This is a genomic window from Streptomyces sp. NPDC101165, from assembly GCF_044768135.1.
In the GTDB taxonomy this organism is placed as follows: domain Bacteria; phylum Actinomycetota; class Actinomycetes; order Streptomycetales; family Streptomycetaceae; genus Streptomyces.
Genome location: NZ_JBIWPG010000006.1, coordinates 309,214 through 329,521, shown reverse-complemented (window position 1 = coordinate 329,521; position 20,308 = coordinate 309,214). Strand labels below are relative to the sequence as shown.

The window sequence follows — 20,308 nt, the reverse complement described above, 5'->3', positions numbered from 1 at the left end:
CATGCGTCGAGTTCATTTCCCCGGCAAGAGGGGACCGGGTCAGGTCTGGGCCATGTCCACGAAGCGGGAGTAGTGGCCTTGGAAGGCGACGGTGATCGTCGCTGTGGGGCCGTTACGGTGCTTGCCCACGATGATGTCCGCCTCGCCCGCTCGCGGTGACTCCTTCTCGTAGGCGTCCTCGCGGTGCAGCAGGATGACCATGTCGGCGTCCTGCTCGATGGAGCCGGACTCACGCAGGTCGGACACCATCGGCTTCTTGTCCGTACGCTGCTCGGGACCACGGTTGAGCTGCGAGAGCGCGATCACCGGGACCTCCAGCTCCTTGGCCAGCAGCTTGAGGTTACGGGACATGTCCGAGACCTCCTGCTGACGGCTCTCGGAACGCTTGGAACCACCGGCCTGCATCAGCTGCAGATAGTCGATGATCACGAGCTTGATGTCGTTGCGCTGCTTCAGCCGGCGGCACTTCGCGCGGATCTCCATCATCGACAGGTTCGGGGAGTCGTCGATGTAGAGCGGCGCGGAGGAGACCTCGGGCATCCGGCGCGCCAGGCGGGTCCAGTCCTCGTCCGTCATGGTGCCCGAGCGCATGTGGTGCAGGGCCACGCGCGCCTCGGCCGACAGCAGACGCATCGCGATCTCGTTGCGCCCCATTTCGAGGGAGAAGATGACGCTGGCCAGGTTGTGCTTGATCGACGCCGCGCGTGCGAAGTCCAGCGCGAGCGTGGACTTACCCATGGCGGGACGGGCCGCGATGACGATCATCTGGCCCGGGTGCAGGCCGTTGGTCAGCGAGTCCAGGTCCGTGAAACCCGTGGGCACACCGGTCATCTCGCCGCTGCGCGAGCCGATCGCCTCGATCTCGTCGAGCGCGCCCTCCATGATGTCGCCGAGCGGCAGATAGTCCTCGCTGGTGCGCTGCTCGGTGACCGCGTAGATCTCGGCCTGGGCGCGGTTGACGATCTCGTCGACGTCGTCGTCGGCCGCGTATCCCATCTGCGTGATGCGGGTACCCGCCTCGACCAGGCGGCGCAGGACCGCTCGCTCGTGGACGATCTCCGCGTAGTACTCGGCGTTCGCCGCTGTCGGCACCGTCTGGACGAGGGTGTGGAGGTACGACGCGCCGCCGACCTTGTTGATCTCGCCCCGCTTGGTGAGTTCGGCGGCGATGGTGATGGGGTCGGCCGGCTCACCCTTGGCGTAGACGTCGAGGATCGCCTGGTAGATCGTCTCGTGCGCGGGCTTGTAGAAGTCGTGACCCTTGAGGACCTCGACGACGTCGGCGATGGCGTCCTTGGACAGCAGCATGCCGCCCAGCACGGACTGCTCGGCGTCCAGGTCCTGCGGCGGCACCCGCTCGAAGGAGGAGCCGCCTTCCCAGTCGCCGCTCTCCCGGCCCCGGTCGTGCTGTTCGTCACGGCCCCGGCCGCCGTCGCTTCGACGACGGGAGGCAGGCAGACGATCACTGGGTCCGCTGTCGGCCCACGGATCGTCCAAGGGCTCGGAAATGCTCACCGAGCCACCTCCTCCCGTCCGCACGGCGGACCTCGCCGTGCCCTCTGTTGTACGGCACGACACTGACAATTGAGAGGCCCAACTCCGCTTCTGGCGCGTCGGTTTTATGACGTTTCCCGGGCCGAGGGAAGGAGCGGGCGCCGGACAACGTTAGGCCTGTCGGCACCGTCAGCCAATCTGGTTATCCACAGGGCATGTGGACGACGGCCCGGATGCTGTGGAGAACCTGCCGAAACCTGTGCACGACACGGTGGACAGCCCTGTGAACAAGCCCTCGATCCCATCAAGCGCACCCTTTTGACCTGCACCTTTACCGTCCACCGGCTGTGCAGAAGAAAAACTTCCCCAGTCGGACCAAGATCGCCTCGAACGGTGCGCTCATGTGCGCGGTTCGCGAGCGGAAGTAAGGGTCAGTCGGCAATTGCATCTCTTACCTGTGGACGATTAGATTAGTGCTCATGACACAGGCTCCAGCGATCCCCCAGGCCGCCCGCCGCCGGCACGACCGAGAGATCATCGCGCTGGCCGTCCCGGCCTTCGGCGCACTCGTCGCGGAGCCTCTGTTCGTCCTGGCCGACAGCGCCATCGTCGGCCACCTCGGGACCGCCCAGCTCGCCGGCCTGGGCGTGGCCTCGGCCCTCCTCACCACCGCCGTGAGCGTCTTCGTCTTCCTCGCCTACGCCACCACGGCCGCCGTGGCCCGGCGCGTCGGCTCCGGCGATCTCCAGGCAGCCATCCGGCAAGGCATGGACGGCATCTGGCTCGCCCTGCTCCTCGGAGTGGCGGTCATCGCCCTCGCCCTCCCGCTGGCCCCGGGCATCGTGGACCTCTTCGGTGCCTCCGCCACCGCCGCCCCGTACGCCACGACGTATCTGCGCATCTCCGCACTCGGCATCCCGGCCATGCTGATCCTCCTCGCCGCCACCGGTGTGCTGCGCGGCCTGCAGGACACCAGAACCCCGCTGTACGTCGCTGTCGCAGGCTTCGTCGCCAACGCCGCACTCAACGCGGGACTCGTCTACGGCGCCGGACTCGGCATCGCCGGATCCGCCTGGGGCACCGTCATCGCGCAGTGCGGCATGGCAGCCGTCTATCTGGTCGTGGTCGTGCGAGGGGCCCGCAAGCACGGGGCCTCTCTGCGCCCGGATGCCGCCGGCATCCGGGCCTCGGCTCAGGCCGGAGTTCCCCTGCTCGTCCGCACGCTGTCGCTGCGGGCGATTCTCCTGATCGCCACGGGTGTCGCGGCACGCCTCGGTGACGCCGACATCGCCGCCCACCAGATCATCCTGTCTCTGTGGAGCCTGCTGGCCTTCGCCCTCGACGCGATCGCGATCGCCGGGCAGGCCATCATCGGTCGCTACCTCGGCGCGAACGACGCCCACGGCGCCCGCGAGGCCTGCCGCCGCATGGTCCAGTGGGGCATAGCCGCCGGTGTCGTACTGGGCCTCCTGGTGGTGGCTGCCCGGCCGCTGTTCCTCCCGCTGTTCACCAGCGACTCCGTGGTCAAGGACGCGGCACTTCCGGCACTGCTGATGGTGGCCCTCTCCCAGCCCGTCTGCGGAATCGTCTTCGTGCTGGACGGTGTCCTGATGGGCGCCGGGGACGGGCCGTATCTGGCCTGGGCGATGGTGGCGACCCTGGCGGTGTTCGCCCCGGTGGCGCTGCTCGTCCTCACGCTGGGCGGGGGCCTCACCGCACTCTGGGCAGCCATGACGCTCATGATGACGGTCAGGATGCTGACCCTCTGGCTACGCGCCCGTTCGGGCCGCTGGATCGTCACCGGTGCGACGCGCTGACCGTTTCACGTGAAACATGCAGCGCCCCGCGCACAGCCGTACCGGGACCGAACGCGAAGAGGGGCCGCCTCGTAGGAGGCGGCCCCTCTCAGCTGCTCAAGACGAGCGCAGCGTCACGCCGCGACGACCTCGATGTTGACCTTGGCGGCAACCTCGGGGTGCAGACGCACGGACGTCTCGTGGGCGCCCAGGGTCTTGATCGGGGCGGACAGCTCGATGCGACGCTTGTCGACCTCGGGGCCACCGGAAGCCTTGATCGCGGAAGCGATGTCGGCCGGGGTGACGGAACCGAAGAGACGGCCGGCGTCGCCGGAGCGGACGGCCAGACGGACCTTGACGCCCTCGAGCTGGGCCTTCACAGCGTTGGCCTGCTCGATGGTCTGGATCTCGTGGATCTTGCGGGCGCGGCGGATCTGCTCGACGTCCTTCTCGCCACCCTTGGTCCAGCGGATAGCGAACTTCCGCGGGATGAGGTAGTTGCGAGCGTAACCGTCCTTGACGTCGACGACGTCGCCAGCGGCACCGAGGCCGGAGACCTCGTGGGTGAGGATGATCTTCATTAGTCGGTCACCCTTCCCTTAGCGCGCGGTGGACGTGTAGGGCAGCAGCGCCATCTCACGGCTGTTCTTGACGGCCGTGGCGACGTCACGCTGGTGCTGCGTGCAGTTGCCGGTCACGCGGCGGGCACGGATCTTGCCGCGGTCGGAAATGAACTTCCGCAGCATGTTCGTGTCCTTGTAGTCCACGTACGTGACCTTGTCCTTGCAGAAAGCGCAGACCTTCTTCTTAGGCTTGCGCACAGGCGGCTTCGCCATGGTGTTTCTCCTGTGTGATCAAGAAGTGGGGATGCGAGCCCTAGAAGGGGGGCTCGTCCGAGTAGCCGCCACCGCCGCCGGAGCCTCCGCCCCAGCCGCCGCCGCCCTGGTTGTTGCCACCGGCGGGAGCGCCGGTCGCCCAAGGGTCGTCGGCAGGAGCGCCGCCGCCCTGCTGACCGCCGCCGGGGCCTCCACCCCAGCTGCCGCCCTGCTGGCCGCCACCGCCGCCGTAACCACCCTGGCCACCGCGAGCGCCACCGGCGGCGGTCTTGGTGACCTTGGCCGTGGCGTTGCGCAGGCTGGCGCCGACTTCCTCGACGTCCAGCTCGTAGACCGTGCGCTTGACGCCCTCGCGGTCCTCGTAGGACCGCTGCTTCAGCCGGCCCTGCACGATGACGCGCATGCCTCGCTGGAGCGACTCGGCGACGTTCTCCGCCGCCTGACGCCAGACCGAGCACGTGAGGAAGAGGCTCTCGCCGTCCTTCCACTCGTTCGTCTGGCGGTCGAAGGTGCGGGGAGTGGACGCGACGCGGAACTTCGCGACCGCCGCACCGGACGGGGTGAAGCGCAGCTCGGGGTCGTCGACAAGATTGCCGACGACCGTGATGACGGTCTCGCCTGCCATGGGGGAACCTCTCGGCGGGTTTGCTGCTCTGGCTGCTTGTTGCTGCTACTCGAATCCCGAGATCAGCTGAGCGGGAAGGCTCAGTGGGTCTCGGGGCGGAGGACCTTGGTCCGGAGGACCGACTCGTTCAGGTTCATCTGGCGGTCGAGCTCCTTCACGACCGCAGGCTCGGCCTGCAGGTCGATGACCGAGTAGATGCCCTCGGGCTTCTTCTTGATCTCGTACGAGAGACGACGACGGCCCCAGGTGTCGACCTTCTCCACCTTGCCGTTGCCCTCACGGACGACGGAGAGGAAGTTCTCGATCAGGGGGGCGACAGCGCGCTCCTCCAGATCGGGGTCGAGGATGACCATCACCTCGTAGTGACGCATGTGGAACCCACCTCCTTTGGACTCAGCGGCCACGGTCGTTCCGTGGCAGGAGGGTTGTGATGCGTACGCAACGGTATCGGCCACCACTGACAATCGGGGGCTCCTCGGAGGGATCCCCCGCAGCGGCCTGGGCAGACACCGGTGCAGACGGTACAGACTACCCGCACACGTGCTTCCGGTTGAAATCCGGCGGTGGGGGCCCTTCAATCTGTACACATCGGGTGTGTATGGCGCTACAGTGCGCCGCGATCCGCAGGAGGTGCCTCATGGCACAGCAGGCATTGCGACCCAACACCGCCGGATCCTTCTTCGCCACCGACGGCAAGCCCCATCCGGTCCAGGACACCCTGATGGTGGCGACGCTGGTCCTGGGCCTGATCGCCTTCATCACGTCCTTCTTCCACGGCCTCCACCTGCTCGCGTCCTGGGCCGGCCTGCTGGGGATCATCACCGGCCTGTACGGCCAGTGGATCTCGGAGACCACGCGGGAGCGGACCGGTCTGATCCTGGGTCTCGGCGCCTCCGGAGTCGGCTTCATGCTCGGCATGGCGAACGGCGGACTGTTCGGCGGCCTCATCGGCTGACCCGTCCGGCCGTCGGTCCGGCACCTTCCCCGACACCGTGAAAACGCCTCGGCGGCCAGAAGCCGGGGCGAAGGTGCCGTACGCCCCAGTCGGGGCGCTCGCGAGGCGCAGTAGGCTTCGGCGCGAGAGCCGGAGCCCCTGAACCCATGGGGACACACCAGCCCGAGGAGCGCCCCGACATGAGCCTGACCCTGAGGACCATCAGCCGAGAGCAGCATCTGGCCTACATCCAGAGCCTGCCGTCGGCGAGCCACATGCAGGTCCCGGCCTGGGCCGATGTGAAGGCGGAGTGGCGCTCGGAGCACCTCGGCTGGTTCGACGAGCGCACCAGCGAGATGGTCGGCGCCGGCCTGGTCCTCTACCGTCAGCTGCCCAAGATCAAGCGCTACCTCGCCTACCTCCCCGAGGGCCCGGTCATCAACTGGTTCGCGCCGAATCTGGACGACTGGATCCAGCCGATGCTGGCACACCTCAAGCAGCAGGGTGCCTTCTCCGTGAAGATGGGCCCGCCGGTGATCATCCGCCGCTGGCATGCGGAAACCATCAAGCGGGGCATCCAGAGCCCGGACGTGAAGCGCCTGCGCGACATGGAGGCCGACTTCATCGAGCCGCGCGCCTTCGAGGTGGCCGACAAGCTGCGCCGCATGGGCTGGCAGCAGGGCGAGGACGGCGGAGCCGGCTTCGGCGACGTGCAGCCCCGCTACGTCTTCCAGGTGCCGCTGGCCAACCGCTCCCTGGAAGAGGTCCACAAGAACTTCAACCAGCTGTGGCGCCGCAACATCAAGAAGGCCGAGAAGGCCGGCGTCGAGGTCGTCCAGGGCGGCTACCAGGACCTCGCCGAGTGGCAGCGGCTGTACGAGATCACGGCCGTGCGCGACCACTTCCGGCCCCGCCCGCTGTCGTACTTCCAGCGCATGTGGACGGCCCTCAACACCGAGGACCCCAACCGGATGCGGCTGTACTTCGCCCGCCACAACGGCGTGAACCTGTCCGCCGCGACCATGCTGATCGTCGGCGGCCACGTCTGGTACTCCTACGGCGCCTCCGACAACATCGGCCGTGAGGTCCGCCCCTCGAACGCGATGCAGTGGCGGATGCTCCGTGACGCCTACGCGCTCGGCGCCACCGTCTACGACCTGCGCGGCATCTCCGACTCGCTGGACGAGACGGATCACCTGTTCGGCCTCATCCAGTTCAAGGTCGGCACCGGCGGGCAGGCCGCCGAGTACCTGGGCGAATGGGACTTCCCGCTGAACAAGCTGCTTCACAAGGCGCTCGACATCTACATGTCGCGCCGCTGACCCGCAGGCGTTTGATTCCATAGGCTTCACAGCCTTCGCACCTCTGATTCACCGCAGCCACTAGAAAGGTTCCGGGTCCGGCCATGGCGCTCACGCTCTACGTCGACACCGCGCGCTGGCGGGCGCACCACAAGCACGTGCAGGAGCAGTTCCCGGGCCTCGTTCCGGTCTGCAAGGGCAACGGCTACGGCTTCGGACACGAACGACTGGCCGAGGAGGCCACGCGCCTGGGCGCGGACATCCTCGCCGTCGGCACCACGTACGAGGCCGCGCGCATCAAGGACTACTTCAGCGGTGACCTGCTGGTGCTGACGCCGTACCGGCGCGGTGAGGAGCCCGTTCCGCTGCCGGACCGGGTGATCCGCTCGGTGTCGTCGATCGACGGCGTGTACGGCCTCGTGGGCGCCCGTGTCGTCATCGAGGTGATGTCCTCGATGAAGCGGCACGGCATCAGCGAGCAGGACCTGCCGCAGCTGCACTCCGCCATCGAGAATGTCCGGCTGGAGGGCTTCGCCATCCACCTGCCGCTGGACCGCACCGACGGCTCGGACGCCGTCGAGGAGGTCATCGGCTGGATGGACCGGCTGCGGGCGGCCCGCCTGCCGCTGCACACCATGTTCGTCAGCCACCTCAAGGCCGAGGAACTCGCCCGGCTCCAGCAGCAGTTCCCGCAGACCCGGTTCCGCGCCCGCATCGGCACCCGGCTGTGGCTGGGGGACCACGATGCCACCGAGTACCGCGGCGCCGTCCTGGACGTCACGCGCGTGGCCAAGGGCGACCGCTTCGGCTACCGGCAGCAGAAGGCGGCCTCGGACGGCTTCCTGGTGGTCGTGGCAGGCGGTACGTCGCACGGAGTGGGCCTGGAGGCCCCGAAGGCCCTGCACGGCGTCATGCCGCGCGCCAAGGGCGTCGCACGGGCCGGCCTCGCCACGGTGAACCGGAACCTTTCTCCGTTCGTCTGGGGCGGCAAGCAGCGCTGGTTCGCCGAGCCGCCGCACATGCAGGTGTCGATCCTGTTCGTCCCGTCGGACGCCCCCGAGCCGACGGTCGGTGACGAGCTGGTGGCCCATCTGCGGCACACCACCACGCAGTTCGACCGGATCGTGGACCGCTAGTCCGGGCTGCCGAAGCGAAAGGCCGTACACGACGTTCGTGTACGGCCTTCTTCATGCCACCGAGGGCTCCGACGGGGTGCCGAGGGGACACCGAGAAGGTGTTCGCTCAGAGCGAACGGTCCTCGTGCGACGGCATTTCCGGCCTTCCCCAGTCCACCTGAGGAGCGTCGAAGTGGGCGGCGTGCCGCGGAGGATGGGCCGCCGCACCGAGCACGAAGACGTCCTCCGCTCCGTCGAGCACCCCGCCCGAGGGGTCGTCGTCGCCGGACAGGCGCACCACGTCCCGCTCGGGCATGAGGATGTCGCGTACGACGACGGCGCACAGGTACAGCGTGCCCAGCAGGTGCAGCGCGATCGCCCAGTGGTAGCCCTGCGTCGGCAGACCCTTGTGGGCGTCTCCGCTGGTCGTGTAGGCGAGGTACAGCCAGATGCCCAGGAAGTACGCCACCTCGCACGCCTGCCAGATCAGGAAGTCCCGCCACTTGGGCCGGGCGAGGACGGCCAGCGGTACCAGCCACAGGACGTACTGCGGGGAGTAGACCTTGTTGGTGAGGATGAAGGCCGCCACCATCAGGAAAGCGAGCTGGGCGAAGCGCGGCCGGCGCGGGGCGGTGAGTGTGAGTGCCGCGATGCCGAGGAAGCACAGCACCACCAGCACGGTGGCGGCGGTGTTCACGAAGTCGGTGGTGGGCGGGTTGCTGGAGTTCTGCGCCCAGATCAGCCAGAAGGAGCCGAAGTCGACACCCCGGTCGTGGCTGAACGTGTAGAACTTCGACCAGCCCTGGAAGGCGAAGAGCATCACCGGCAGGTTCACGACGAGCCAGGCGACGACGGCTCCGCCCACGGCCTGGAAGAACTCCCGCCACTTGCCGGCCCGCCAGCACAGCACCAGCAGCGGGCCGAGCAGGAAGACCGGATAGAGCTTGGCGGCCGTGGCGAGCCCCAGGAGGACTCCGAAGGCCAGGGCGCGGCCCCGCGACCACATCAGCATCGCGGCGGCCGTCAGAGCCACCGCCAGCAGGTCCCAGTTGATGGTGGCGGTGAGGGCGAAGGCGGGCGCCAGAGCGACCAGCAGACCGTCCCAGGGGCGACGGCGGTGGGTGCGGGCCACACAGACGGCGATGGCGGCCGCACAGGTCATCAGCATCCCTGCGTTGACGAACCAGTACCACTGTTCCTGGTGCTGGATGGTGCCGCTGCCGGGCGTGAGCCAGGCGGCCACCTCCATGAACACACCGGTCAGCACCGGGTATTCGAGGTAGTCCATGTCGCCCGGGAGCTTGTCGAAGTACGGCACCAGCCCGTCGGCGAAGCCGCGCCCCTGATAGAGGTGCGGGATGTCCGAGTAGCAGGCGTGCGTGTACTGCGAGCTCGCGCCGAAGAACCAGCCGCTGTTGTAACAGGGCGCCTTCTGGACGAGGCCGAGCGCGAACATGCCGATCGCGACGAGCGCGACGACCCGTACGGGGGTCCACCAGGTCGTCCCGAGCAGGGCGCGCCGCCCCATGGGGCCACCGATCAGCTCACTCCCGGCCGCGGCGACCTCGTCCTCCCTGGTCGGCCGCACCGGCTCCGCATCGGCGGGCCGCACGGGTTCGGGCTCGTGCACGCTCGCGGGCGTCATCTCTGCACTGGGCATGGGCCACATCCTGCCGTACCTGTCTAGGAATACGCCGAGGGCCGCCGCACCTCGTGGGTGCGGCGGCCCTCGTTTCACGTGAAACACCCTTGGCGGCCATATGGCCGCCAATCGGTCAGACTGCCTGGCTAGCCGGTCTGACCTGCGAAGATGCCTCCGTTGCCGTTGCCTCTGGTGTTGCCGGTGCTGGTGGTGTCAGTGGCTGTCGGCGTGGGTGTCGTCCCGCCGTCCGTGCCACCGTTCCCTGTGCCGCCACCGGTGGTGTTGCAGTTGTTGCCCCAGCCGAACTGGCAGGACTCGCTCGGCGTCGGAGACGGGGACGTGATCGTCTCGCTCGGCGTCGGGCTGGGCGAGTCGTCCGGCGTCTGGCTCGGCGTGATCGTGACCGAGGGGGTCGGAGACGGCGCGCCCGCCTCGTCCTGGACCTTGCCGATCTCGGTGGCAGGCGGGAAGCCCAGGTCGTTGCTCCCCTTCAGCGCGACCTTCATGTACTCGGTCCACACCGACGTCGGGATGTCACCACCATGGATCGACGGGACGCCGGCCGTGCCGTTCATGGAGAGCAGCTCGTGGTCCTTCGGGTTCTCGCGGAACATCGCCACCGAGGTGGACAGCTGCTTGGTGTAGCCCACGAACCAGGCCGACTTGTTGCTGTCGGTGGTACCGGTCTTGCCCGCCGCCGTGCGGCCCAGGGCCTTGGCGTTCTGACCCGTACCGTTCTGGATGACGTTCTGCAGGACGTCCGTGACGTTGTTGGCGATGTTCGAGTCCATCGGCTGCCTGACCTTGGGCTTCTCGAAGTTGGGCTGGTCCACACCGTCCTTCTTGAGACGGGTCACCGAGTACGGATCCGCCTGCTTGCCGGACGCCGCGAAGGTCGCGTAGGCGTCGGCCATGCGGATCGCGCTGGGAGTGGACGTACCGATGGCGAACGACGGATTGAGGTCCTTCGACATGCTCTGGTCGAGGATGCCGGTCGAGCGGGCGACGTCCCGGACCTTCGACATCCCCACGTCCATGCCGAGCTGGACGAACGGCGTGTTGATGGACTGCTCCATCGCCTTGCGCAGGGTGATGTAGCCCCAGCGGTGGTCACTCTCGTTGCGCTGGTAGAAAGGCGAGCCGTCCTTCTTCAGGACAGTGGATCCGTCCTGGTTCAGGACCTTGAGCTTGTCGTTGCCGTTGTACTTGCTGAGCGGCGAGAGGCCCTCGGGTTGGGTCTTGTACGTCCCGTACTCCATGGCCGCGGCCAGCACGAACGGCTTCCACGTCGAACCGACGGGGACACCCGAGGTGTCGGCGTTGTTGGTGAAGTGCCCGTTCTCGTAACCGTCACCGCCGTAGAGGGCGACGATCGCACCGTCGTTGGGCACCACCGAAGCCGCACCGAACTGGACGTACTTGTCCAGGTCGCGGTGCTTCGGGTCGAGACGCGACTTCTGGATCTTCTTCACGGCCGCGGTCAGGGCGTTGACCCTGTCCTTCTTGAAGGTCGTGTAGATCTGGTAGCCGCCCCGGTCGAAATCCGCCTCCGAGATCTTGGAGTGGCTCAGGACGTACTTCTTCGCCGTGTCGGCCAGGTAGCTGATCTGGCCGGTCATGCCCTTGGTCGCCTTGCGGCCCTGGGGCGTGGGGTACTTGCTGATGGCCTTCTGGTACTGGGCGTCGGTGAGGTGCTTGTCCTTGTGCATCTCACCGAGGATCCAGCGCCAGCGGTCCTCCGAGCGCTTGGTGTTGGCATTCTGGGTCGCCGACTTGTCCAGGTCCGGGTTGCCCGCCGGGTCGTAGTACGTCGGGCCCTTCAGCAGCGCCGCGAGGACGGCGCACTGGCTCGGCGTGAGCTTGACCGCGTCCACGTTGTAGTAGGTCTGGGCGGCGGCCTGGATGCCGTAGGCACCGCGGCCGTAGTACGAGGTGTTCAGATAGCCCTGGAGGATCTGCGGCTTCGAGAGCTTGGCACCCACCTTTATGGAGATGAACATCTCGCGGAACTTGCGGGTGACGGTCTGGTCCTGGCTCAGGTACGTGTTCTTGACGAACTGCTGGGTGATGGTCGAACCACCCTGCGTCTGACCGCCTCGCGCCATGTTGGCCAGGGCTCGGACGATACCCATGGGGTCGACACCCGAGTCCTTGTAGAAGCTCTTGTTCTCGGCCGAGATCACCGCGTACTGCATGGCCTCGGGAATCTTGTCGATGGTGACGTTCTGGCGGTTGACGCCGGTGCCGGTGGCCACCATCTGAGAGTTGTCGGCCCAGTAGTAGACGTTGTTCTGCGACTGGGCGGCGATGTTCTCGCTGGGGATCTGCACCATCGCGAAGCCGATGCCGACCGCGGCGACGAGAGCGCCGACGAAGCCGATGAACAGCCCCGAGACGAGCTTCCAGGACGGCACCCAGCGGTGCCAGCCGTACTTGCCCGCCCGCGGGTAGTCGATGAACCGCTTCTTGTCGGGCGGCGCCGCCGCACGGCCTCTGCCGCGTCCGGGCCCGGTCGGTCCGCCCGGACCGCCGCGCCGGCCGCCCGGACCTGCGTTGTCGGCGGCACGACGCCTGCCGCCGCCTCTCTGCGCCGCCCGGCGGGCCTCGGCACGGCTGCCGTAGGGGCGCTCCTCACCCCCCGAGCCGTAGGGATCCGACCCATGGGAACTGGAACCATAGGAGTCGGCAGAAGACCCGGTGGCGCCTCGCGGTGCCGCACGGCGGCCGGAGGACGGGCCGGGCTGGCCGCCTCGGGCCGCGGCACGTCCGCCTCCCTGCGGCGGCGGCGGTTTGCGACGGTGCTCGCTCATCGAACGATTACTCCTCGGGCAGGCGCACCCGTGCGCGCCTGGAACGGCGGCTGGTTTCCGGTCCCCCCGAAGTACGGATGTGGTCGGTTCCGCATTCACCCGTACTGCACCGGGGACGACGACGCCCCCCAGGCGTCACTTGGTTCCCGGTGGCGTGCATGCCGCACAGACTACGCACCGCCAAAACCTGCCGAGCCCCGAAGTTCACCCCAAAACAGGCAACTCGCTTCCAACGAATCGGTGATGTGATCCCGTTCACCGTCCTTCCTCTTGTCGCATGCGGAAGGCCGTTCTATCGTCGGGATGTATCGAGTCGATACATCAGCGCGAGATAAAGGCGCTGCGGACCGAGAGGAGGCGATCATGAGCCGGCGTTCCGGCATCCTTGAGTTCGCTGTACTCGGGCTGCTGCGCGAGTCCCCGATGCACGGCTATGAGCTGCGCAAACGACTCAACACGTCTCTGGGTGTGTTCCGGGCGTTCAGCTACGGGACCCTCTACCCCTGCCTCAAGACGCTGGTCGCCAACGGCTGGTTGATCGAGGAAGGCAGTACCCATGAGGACGCCCTCGCCGCTGCCCTCGCCGGACGTCGCGCGAAAATCGTGTACCGGTTGACGGCAGAAGGTAAGGAGCACTTCGAGGAGCTTCTTTCACAAACCGGTCCTGACGCGTACGAGGACGAGCACTTCGCCGCACGGTTCGCCTTCTTCGGGCAGACGTCGCGCGATGTGCGCATGCGCGTGCTGGAGGGCCGGCGCAGCCGGCTGGAGGAGCGCCTGGAGAAGATGCGCGCCTCCCTGGCGCGCACCCGGGAGCGCCTCGACGACTACACGCTTGAGCTCCAGCGCCACGGGATGGAGTCCGTGGAGCGCGAAGTGCGCTGGCTGAACGAGCTCATCGAGAGCGAGCGGGCCGGTCGGGACCTGAAGGGTTCCGCATCCGGGGGGTCCGCTCAGCAGGACACCACAACAGGAGCGACGGGCGGCCTGCCCCGTTCCGGGGAAACCCCCCGGACGGATACGCCCGGCGACACCGCCACGTGAGACCCACTCAGGGCCTCACTCGTACACACAGGGAGCAACCGGAATGGGTTCGGTTCGCGTAGCCATCGTCGGCGTGGGCAACTGCGCCGCGTCGCTGGTGCAGGGAGTCGAGTACTACAAGGACGCCGACCCGGCGTCGAAGGTCCCCGGCCTGATGCACGTGCAGTTCGGCGACTACCACGTCGGTGACGTCGAGTTCGTCGCCGCCTTCGACGTGGACGCCAAGAAGGTCGGCCTCGACCTCGCGGACGCGATCGGCGCCTCCGAGAACAACACCATCAAGATCGCCGACGTCCCGAACACCGGCGTCACGGTCCAGCGCGGCCACACCCTCGACGGCCTGGGCAAGTACTACCGCCTGACCATCGAGGAGTCCGCCGAGGAGCCGGTCGACGTCGTCCAGGTCCTCAAGGACAAGCAGGTCGACGTGCTCGTCTGCTACCTGCCCGTCGGTTCCGAGGACGCGGCGAAGTTCTACGCCCAGTGCGCCATCGACGCCAAGGTCGCCTTCGTCAACGCCCTTCCGGTCTTCATCGCCGGCACCAAGGAGTGGGCGGACAAGTTCACCGAGGCGGGCGTCCCGATCGTCGGTGACGACATCAAGTCCCAGGTCGGCGCCACCATCACGCACCGCGTCATGGCGAAGCTGTTCGAGGACCGTGGTGTGCGCCTCGAGCGCACGATGCAGCTGAACGTCGGCGGCAACATGGACTTCAAGAACATGCTCGAGCGTGACCGCCTGGAGTCCAAGAAAATCTCCAAGACGCAGGCCGTCACCTCCCAGATCCCCGACCGGGACCTCGGCGAGAAGAACGTCCACATCGGCCCGTCCGACTACGTCGCCTGGCTGGACGACCGCAAGTGGGCGTACGTCCGCCTCGAGGGCCGCGCCTTCGGCGACGTCCCGCTGAACCTGGAGTACAAGCTCGAGGTCTGGGACTCCCCGAACTCCGCCGGCATCATCATCGACGCCCTGCGCGCCGCGAAGATCGCCAAGGACCGCGGCATCGGCGGCCCGATCCTGTCGGCGTCGAGCTACTTCATGAAGTCCCCGCCGGTCCAGTACTTCGACGACGAGGCCCGCGAGAACGTCGAGAAGTTCATCAACGGTGACGTCGAGCGCTAGTCGGCACCACGCGGTGCGCTAGCTCGACAGCACAGAACGCTCCTGCCAGGGCTGTGAGGGTCCCCGGGTTTCCTGACCCGGGGACCCTCGGCATATGTGAGGCTTTGCTCCATGCCCGTCGTCCGTGACCTGCGCGTCCTGCTGCGTCTGCGGGACTTCCGACGCCTGCTGTCCGTACGCCTCCTCTCGCAGGGCGCCGACGGCGTCTACCAGGTCGCGCTGGCCGCGTACGTCGTCTTCTCCCCGGAGAAACAGACCTCGGCCGTGGCGATCGCCTCGGCGATGGCGGTCCTGCTGCTCCCGTACTCGCTGATCGGTCCCTTCGCGGGTGTGCTGCTGGACCGCTGGCGGCGCCGCCAGGTCCTCGTGTACGGCAACCTGCTGCGCGCTCTGCTGGCGACGGCCACCGCCGTACTGATGGTCAGCTCGGTGCCGGACTGGCTGTTCTACGTGTCCGCGCTGTGTGTCACGGCCGTCAACCGCTTCGTCCTCGCCGGGCTGTCGGCCGCCCTGCCGCGCGTGGTCGACGCCGAGCGCCTGGTGATCGCCAACTCTTTGTCCCCGACGGCCGGAACTCTCGCCGCGACCGCGGGCGGAGGCCTCGCCTTCCTCGTACGGCTCGTGGCATCGGGCTCCGATGCCGCGGTGGTCCTGCTCGGCGCCTTCCTCTATCTCTGTGCCGCGCTCACCTCGCTGAGCATGGCTCCCGCGCTGCTGGGCCCCGACCGGGTGCCGACGCAGCCCCACCTGCGGACCGCGGTCGCCGTCACCGCACGCGATCTGCTCGCGGCCGTGCGGCATCTGGCCGAGCCCCGGCGCCGGGAAGCGGCCTGGGCGCTGGCCTCGATGACGCTGATGCGCTTCTGCTACGGCGCGGTCTTCGTCCTGCTCCTCATGCTGTGCAGGTACACCCTCGCCTCGACCCCGGACGAAGGACTCCGGCTGCTCGGACTCGCAGTGGCGGCGTCCGGCGCGGGCTTCTTCGCGGCCGCCGTGGTGACACCGTGGGCGGTGGGACGGCTCGGCCCCGGGGGCTGGATCGCGGTCTGCTCCGGAGCGGCCGCGGTTCTGGAGCCGGCGCTGGGTCTGCCGTTCGCCACCGCCCCCCTGATGGTCGCGGCCTTCGTCCTGGGGTTGATCACCCAGGGAGCCAAGATCGCCACGGACACGATCGTCCAGTCCTCGGTCGAGGACGGTTTCCGGGGCCGGATCTTCTCCGTGTACGACGTCCTCTTCAACGTCGCCTTCGTGAGTGCTGCCGGAGTGGCGGCCCTGATGCTTCCGCCGGACGGCCGCTCAGTGGTGCTGGTGTTGTTCGTCGCCCTGATCTACGGCGGGGTCGCAGCAGCGATGGCCCGCTTCGAAGCGCGCCGAGACAGCAGCGGGGGCGATGTTTCACGTGAAACATCGCCCCCTCGCTAGGTCCTCGGTCATGTTTCACGTGAAACATGACCCAGTCCACGGGCTCAGCCCTGTTCGGCCCACCACTCCTTGAGGGCCGCCATCGCCGCATCGTGCTCCATCGGACCGTTCTCCAGACGCAGCTCCAGCATGTGCTTGTACGCCTTGCCGATGACGGGGCCGGGACCGACACCCAGGATCTCCATGATCTGGTTGCCGTCGAGGTCCGGGCGGATCGAGTCCAGCTCCTCCTGCTCCTGGAGCTGCCCGATGCGCCCCTCCAGACCGTCGTAGGCCCGCGACAGCGCGGCCGCCTTCCGCTTGTTCCGCGTGGTGCAGTCGGAGCGGGTCAGCTTGTGCAGGCGGTCCAGGAGCGGGCCCGCGTCACGGACGTAGCGGCGCACCGCCGAGTCCGTCCACTCGCCGGTGCCGTAGCCGTGGAAGCGCAGGTGGAGTTCGACCAGACGGGAGACGTCCTTCACCAGCTCGTTGGAGTACTTCAGGGCCGTCATGCGCTTCTTGGTCATCTTCGCGCCGACCACCTCGTGGTGGTGGAACGAGACCCGGCCGTCCTTCTCGAAGCGGCGGGTGCGCGGCTTGCCGATGTCGTGCAGCAGCGCGGCCAGGCGCAGCGTGAGGTCGGGGCCGTCCTCCTCCAGCGCCATCGCCTGCTCCAGCACGATCAGCGTGTGGTCGTAGACGTCCTTGTGCCGGTGGTGCTCGTCACGCTCCAGATGCAGGGCCGGCAGCTCGGGCAGGACATGGTCGGCGAGCCCGGTGTCGACCAGAAGGCTCAGACCCTTGCGCGGGTTCGCGGAGAGGATCAGCTTGTTCAGCTCGTCCCGGACCCGCTCGGCCGAGACGATCTCGATCCGCCCGGCCATGTCCGTCATCGCCGTGACGACCTCGGGAGCGACGTCGAAGTCCAGCTGAGCGGCGAACCGGGCGGCCCGCATCATCCGCAGCGGATCGTCCGAGAACGACTCCTCCGGCGTACCGGGGGTGCGAAGCAGCCGGGCCGCGAGGTCCTCCAGGCCGCCGTGCGGGTCGATGAACTCCTTCTCCGGAAGCGCCACGGCCATCGCGTTGACCGTGAAGTCCCGGCGGACCAGATCCTGCTCGATGGAGTCGCCGTACGACACCTCGGGCTTGCGCGAGGTGCGGTCGTACGCCTCGGACCGGTAGGTGGTCACCTCGATCTGAAAGCGCCAATCAGTGTCTCCGACACGGGCATCCTTCTGCGCCCCGACCGTGCCGAAGGCGATCCCGACCTCCCAGACGGCGTCCGCCCAGGGCCGCACGATCTTCAGTACGTCCTCGGGGCGCGCGTCGGTGGTGAAATCCAGATCGTTGCCGAGCCGGCCGAGCAGCGCGTCGCGGACCGAGCCGCCCACCAGGGCGAGCGAGAACCCGGCCTCCTGGAAACGGCGGGCGAGATCGTCGGCCACGGGGGCCACTCGTAGCAGCTCGCTCACAGCGCGTTGCTGCGCCTGGCTCAGGGCAGAGGGATTGTCATCGTTGGGGTTCGGCACAACAGAAGAGGGTACGTGGCCCCGGCGCCCCGGGGCGCCTCGATTAGACGGGCACGGATGCCTCCTGCCATAAGCGCACAAGGGCTGCGCTTACGACGTACATCCGCTCTCTCCTCGATACTGGATATAGAGGACGGGTCGCTACTGTCTCCCGATCTTGCGGAGCAGACCGCGGCACTTCATCTCAGCGCGCCTCGTTACCATGCGGGGACGCACATTCCGACGACCACTGACGACGACGAGGGACGGGCGAGCGCGTGGCCGAGGCGGCTGACTTCCAGGGGACCAGTGCCTCACCCGTGCGCCGGTGGCTGCGGCGCACCGGAGGACTGCTCGCCGGGGCGCCCCTGCTGGCCGGACTCCTCCAGCTGCCCGCGGCGGGGCCGGCACAGGCCGCCTCCTCGGACCCCGTGTCCGTCTCTGTGGACTCGCTCAGCCCCAGTGCCCCCACGGACGGCGACACGCTGACCGTGTCCGGCACCGTGACCAACAACGGCAAGCAGGCCGTCACCGGCGCCCACGTGGGCCTGCGGGTGGGGCGCATGCTGAACACGCGCTCGGCGATCGACGGCATCGCCCAGCACTCCGACGGCCTCCAGAGCAGCACCGGCACCGAGGTCGGCGGTAAGTACGAGGAGAAGTTCTCCAAGCTGCCCCCGGGCGTCGCCGAGCACTTCAGCATCTCGGTCCCGGTGGACAAGCTCGACCTCGGCGACGACGGCGTCTACGAATTCGGCGTCGCCCTGTCCGGCCAGACCTCCGCGCAGCCCTGGGAGCAGGTGCTCGGCGTCCAGCGGACCTTCCTGCCGTGGCAGCCCTCCGAGGCCGACACGAAGACGAAGACGACGTTCCTGTGGCCGCTGATCTCCACGGTCCACATGACGGCCAGGACGGGTGCCGGTGAGCTGCAGACGCCGGTCTTCCTCAACGACGACCTGGCCAAGGAGATCGCCCCGGGCGGTCGGCTGGCGCAGATGCTGGAGCTGGGCAAGGACCTCGACGTCACCTGGGTGATCGACCCGGACCTGCTGGCGTCGGTGGACGCGATGGCGGGCAACTACCGCGTCCAGGGCGACGGCAACACCACCACGGCCGGCACCCACCAGGCGGACGCCAAGCAGTGGCTGGCCGGTCTGCAGAAGGCCGTGGCGGGCAAGGAGGTCGTCGCCCTGCCCTTCGCCGACCCGGACCTGGCCTCCCTCGCGCACAACGGCACCAGCGTCACCGGCTCGCTCAGCCACCTCAAGGACGCCACCGACGTCGCCGCCACCACCGTGAAGACCGTGCTTCATGTCACACCGACCACGGACTTCGCCTGGCCGGTGGAAGGCGCCGTAGACCCGTCGATCATGAAGGTCGCCACCTCGGCCGGCGCCGACCGGGTGATCGCCCGCAGCGACAGCCTCCAGGAGACCGCCGGGCTGTCCTACACCCCCTCCGCCGCCCGCCCCGTCGGCGGCGGTACGACAGCGGTGGTGGCCGACGCTCGTCTGTCCACGGCCTTCGAGGACGATCTGACCAAGGCGGACTCGGCCACGCTCGCCGTGCAGGAGTTCCTGGCGCAGAGCCTGGAGCTGAACGCGCAGACGGACGAGCAGCGCAGCATCGTCGTCGCTCCGCAGCGCATGCCGTCGGCGAGCCAGGCCCAGGCGATGGCGACGGCGCTGAAGGCGCTCCAGGACGACACCTGGTCGCAGTCGCAGAACCTCACCGCGGCCGCCAAGGCCAAGCCCGACCCGGACGCCACCACGCGCATCCCGTCCACGTCCGTCTACCCCTCCTCGCTGCGCAAGCAGGAGCTGCCCAGGACGGCCTTCGAGCAGATCGCGCGCACGCAGGACAAGCTCGACAACTTCAAGGTGATCCTCAGCGACCAGTCCCGCGTGGTCACGCCGTTCGGCAGGGCCATAAACCGTGAGATGTCCACGTCGTGGCGGGGCCGCGGCACGGAGGCGGACAGCTTCCGGGGCGACGTGGAGAACTGGCTCGACGAACTGGCCGACCAGGTCAAGTTGATCGACAAGTCCGAGACCAAGCTCTCCGGGCGCAGCGCCACCATCCCGGTGACCGTCCAGAACAACCTCGTCCAGCCCGTGAACCACCTCGTGCTGCGGCTCACCTCGACGAACCCTACCCGCCTGAAGATCGGCGGCAGGGCCTACTACGAGCGGCCCGTCGAGGTCTCCGGCGGCCACAGCCAGTCCGTGAAATTCACCACTTCCGCCAACGCCAACGGCCGGGTCTCGGTCTTCGCCCAGCTGTACACCGAGGACGGCCAGGCATACGGCGACCCCGTCCAGTTCGACGTGAAGGTCACCGAGGTCACGCCCACGGTCATGCTGGTCATCGGCGGCGGCGTGCTCCTGCTCGTCCTGGCTGGCTTCCGGATGTACACCCAGCGCAAGCGCGCGGCCGCCCGCCAGGCCGAGCACGACGGCCCCGACGCCGCGGGGGAGGACCCCGGCGACCAGCCCGGGAACCCCGGCGCCCCCGGGGACCGTCTCCCGGAGGAGTCCGACGCCCCCTCCGGGGCAGACGACCCGGAGCAGCCGAGTGACCCTGCACCGGACACCGCACCGGAAAGCACCGACCCGTCCGGGACGGGTGAGAGAGTGGACCGTTGAGCGATGTCGTGGCCGGTGTGGCCCGGGA

At 68.2% G+C, this 20,308-nt stretch carries 16 protein-coding genes; 8 read left to right on the top strand and 8 right to left on the bottom strand.

Features of this window, described 5'->3' with window-relative positions:
• Positions 1-39: 39 nt before the first annotated feature.
• Complete coding sequence (gene dnaB / locus ACIRVH_RS15295) at positions 40-1,515, bottom strand: replicative DNA helicase (RefSeq protein ID WP_403952721.1); 1,476 nt, start codon at positions 1,513-1,515, stop codon at positions 40-42.
• Between the two features lie 458 nt (positions 1,516-1,973).
• On the opposite strand from dnaB, the gene ACIRVH_RS15290 reads away from it, so the two are divergent.
• A complete protein-coding gene (locus tag ACIRVH_RS15290) occupies positions 1,974-3,311 on the top strand; it encodes an MATE family efflux transporter (protein ID WP_403952719.1) in 1,338 nt (445 codons plus the stop codon).
• Positions 3,312-3,424: 113 nt separating this feature from the next.
• Here ACIRVH_RS15290 and rplI read toward each other — a convergent pair whose 3' ends face one another.
• From rplI to rpsF, 4 genes are all read right to left on the bottom strand, one after another.
• Positions 3,425-3,871: a 50S ribosomal protein L9 gene (rplI, locus tag ACIRVH_RS15285; protein ID WP_067000461.1), complete on the bottom strand. Its 447-nt coding sequence runs from the start codon at positions 3,869-3,871 to the stop codon at positions 3,425-3,427.
• An 18-nt stretch (positions 3,872-3,889) separates the two neighbouring features.
• Positions 3,890-4,126 (bottom strand): 30S ribosomal protein S18, encoded by a 237-nt coding sequence (rpsR, locus tag ACIRVH_RS15280; RefSeq protein ID WP_003949403.1) that lies wholly within the window; start codon positions 4,124-4,126, stop codon positions 3,890-3,892.
• A gap of 40 nt (positions 4,127-4,166) precedes the next feature.
• Complete coding sequence (locus ACIRVH_RS15275; RefSeq protein WP_403952717.1) at positions 4,167-4,751, bottom strand: single-stranded DNA-binding protein; 585 nt, start codon at positions 4,749-4,751, stop codon at positions 4,167-4,169.
• An 80-nt stretch (positions 4,752-4,831) separates the two neighbouring features.
• Complete coding sequence (gene rpsF, locus ACIRVH_RS15270) at positions 4,832-5,122, bottom strand: 30S ribosomal protein S6 (RefSeq protein ID WP_005482942.1); 291 nt, start codon at positions 5,120-5,122, stop codon at positions 4,832-4,834.
• Between the two features lie 266 nt (positions 5,123-5,388).
• On the opposite strand from rpsF, the gene ACIRVH_RS15265 reads away from it, so the two are divergent.
• The 3 genes from ACIRVH_RS15265 (at position 5,389) to ACIRVH_RS15255 (ending at position 8,122) form a co-directional block, all read left to right on the top strand.
• Entirely contained in the window at positions 5,389-5,706 is a 318-nt protein-coding gene (locus tag ACIRVH_RS15265; protein ID WP_403952714.1) for a hypothetical protein, read from the top strand.
• 179 nt (positions 5,707-5,885) lie between these two features.
• Complete coding sequence (locus tag ACIRVH_RS15260) at positions 5,886-7,007, top strand: lipid II:glycine glycyltransferase FemX (protein ID WP_403952711.1); 1,122 nt, start codon at positions 5,886-5,888, stop codon at positions 7,005-7,007.
• 83 nt (positions 7,008-7,090) lie between these two features.
• Complete coding sequence (locus ACIRVH_RS15255) at positions 7,091-8,122, top strand: alanine racemase (RefSeq protein ID WP_403952708.1); 1,032 nt, start codon at positions 7,091-7,093, stop codon at positions 8,120-8,122.
• Between the two features lie 106 nt (positions 8,123-8,228).
• Here the strand turns inward: ACIRVH_RS15255 and ACIRVH_RS15250 are convergent, their stop codons facing one another.
• Both ACIRVH_RS15250 and ACIRVH_RS15245 read right to left on the bottom strand, forming a co-directional pair.
• Positions 8,229-9,761 carry a glycosyltransferase family 87 protein gene (locus ACIRVH_RS15250; RefSeq protein ID WP_403952706.1) on the bottom strand — a complete coding sequence of 511 codons (1,533 nt, stop codon included), beginning with the start codon at positions 9,759-9,761 and terminating at the stop codon, positions 8,229-8,231.
• 128 nt (positions 9,762-9,889) lie between these two features.
• Positions 9,890-12,553 (bottom strand): transglycosylase domain-containing protein, encoded by a 2,664-nt coding sequence (locus ACIRVH_RS15245; RefSeq protein WP_403952703.1) that lies wholly within the window; start codon positions 12,551-12,553, stop codon positions 9,890-9,892.
• Between the two features lie 363 nt (positions 12,554-12,916).
• Here ACIRVH_RS15245 and ACIRVH_RS15240 point away from each other — a divergent pair, with 363 nt between their 5' ends.
• The 3 genes from ACIRVH_RS15240 (at position 12,917) to ACIRVH_RS15230 (ending at position 16,145) form a co-directional block, all read left to right on the top strand.
• Positions 12,917-13,597: a helix-turn-helix transcriptional regulator gene (locus tag ACIRVH_RS15240; RefSeq protein WP_403952700.1), complete on the top strand. Its 681-nt coding sequence runs from the start codon at positions 12,917-12,919 to the stop codon at positions 13,595-13,597.
• A gap of 43 nt (positions 13,598-13,640) precedes the next feature.
• Positions 13,641-14,723 (top strand): inositol-3-phosphate synthase, encoded by a 1,083-nt coding sequence (locus ACIRVH_RS15235; protein WP_403952698.1) that lies wholly within the window; start codon positions 13,641-13,643, stop codon positions 14,721-14,723.
• A 111-nt stretch (positions 14,724-14,834) separates the two neighbouring features.
• Positions 14,835-16,145 carry an MFS transporter gene (locus ACIRVH_RS15230; protein WP_403952695.1) on the top strand — a complete coding sequence of 437 codons (1,311 nt, stop codon included), beginning with the start codon at positions 14,835-14,837 and terminating at the stop codon, positions 16,143-16,145.
• A gap of 44 nt (positions 16,146-16,189) precedes the next feature.
• Here the strand turns inward: ACIRVH_RS15230 and ACIRVH_RS15225 are convergent, their stop codons facing one another.
• Complete coding sequence (locus ACIRVH_RS15225) at positions 16,190-17,656, bottom strand: CCA tRNA nucleotidyltransferase (RefSeq protein ID WP_403952692.1); 1,467 nt, start codon at positions 17,654-17,656, stop codon at positions 16,190-16,192.
• 257 nt (positions 17,657-17,913) lie between these two features.
• On the opposite strand from ACIRVH_RS15225, the gene ACIRVH_RS15220 reads away from it, so the two are divergent.
• The gene (locus tag ACIRVH_RS15220; RefSeq protein WP_403952689.1) at positions 17,914-20,280 is read left to right on the top strand and encodes a DUF6049 family protein; all 2,367 of its coding nucleotides are present in this window, start codon (positions 17,914-17,916) and stop codon (positions 20,278-20,280) included.
• Positions 20,281-20,308 lie beyond the last annotated feature (28 nt).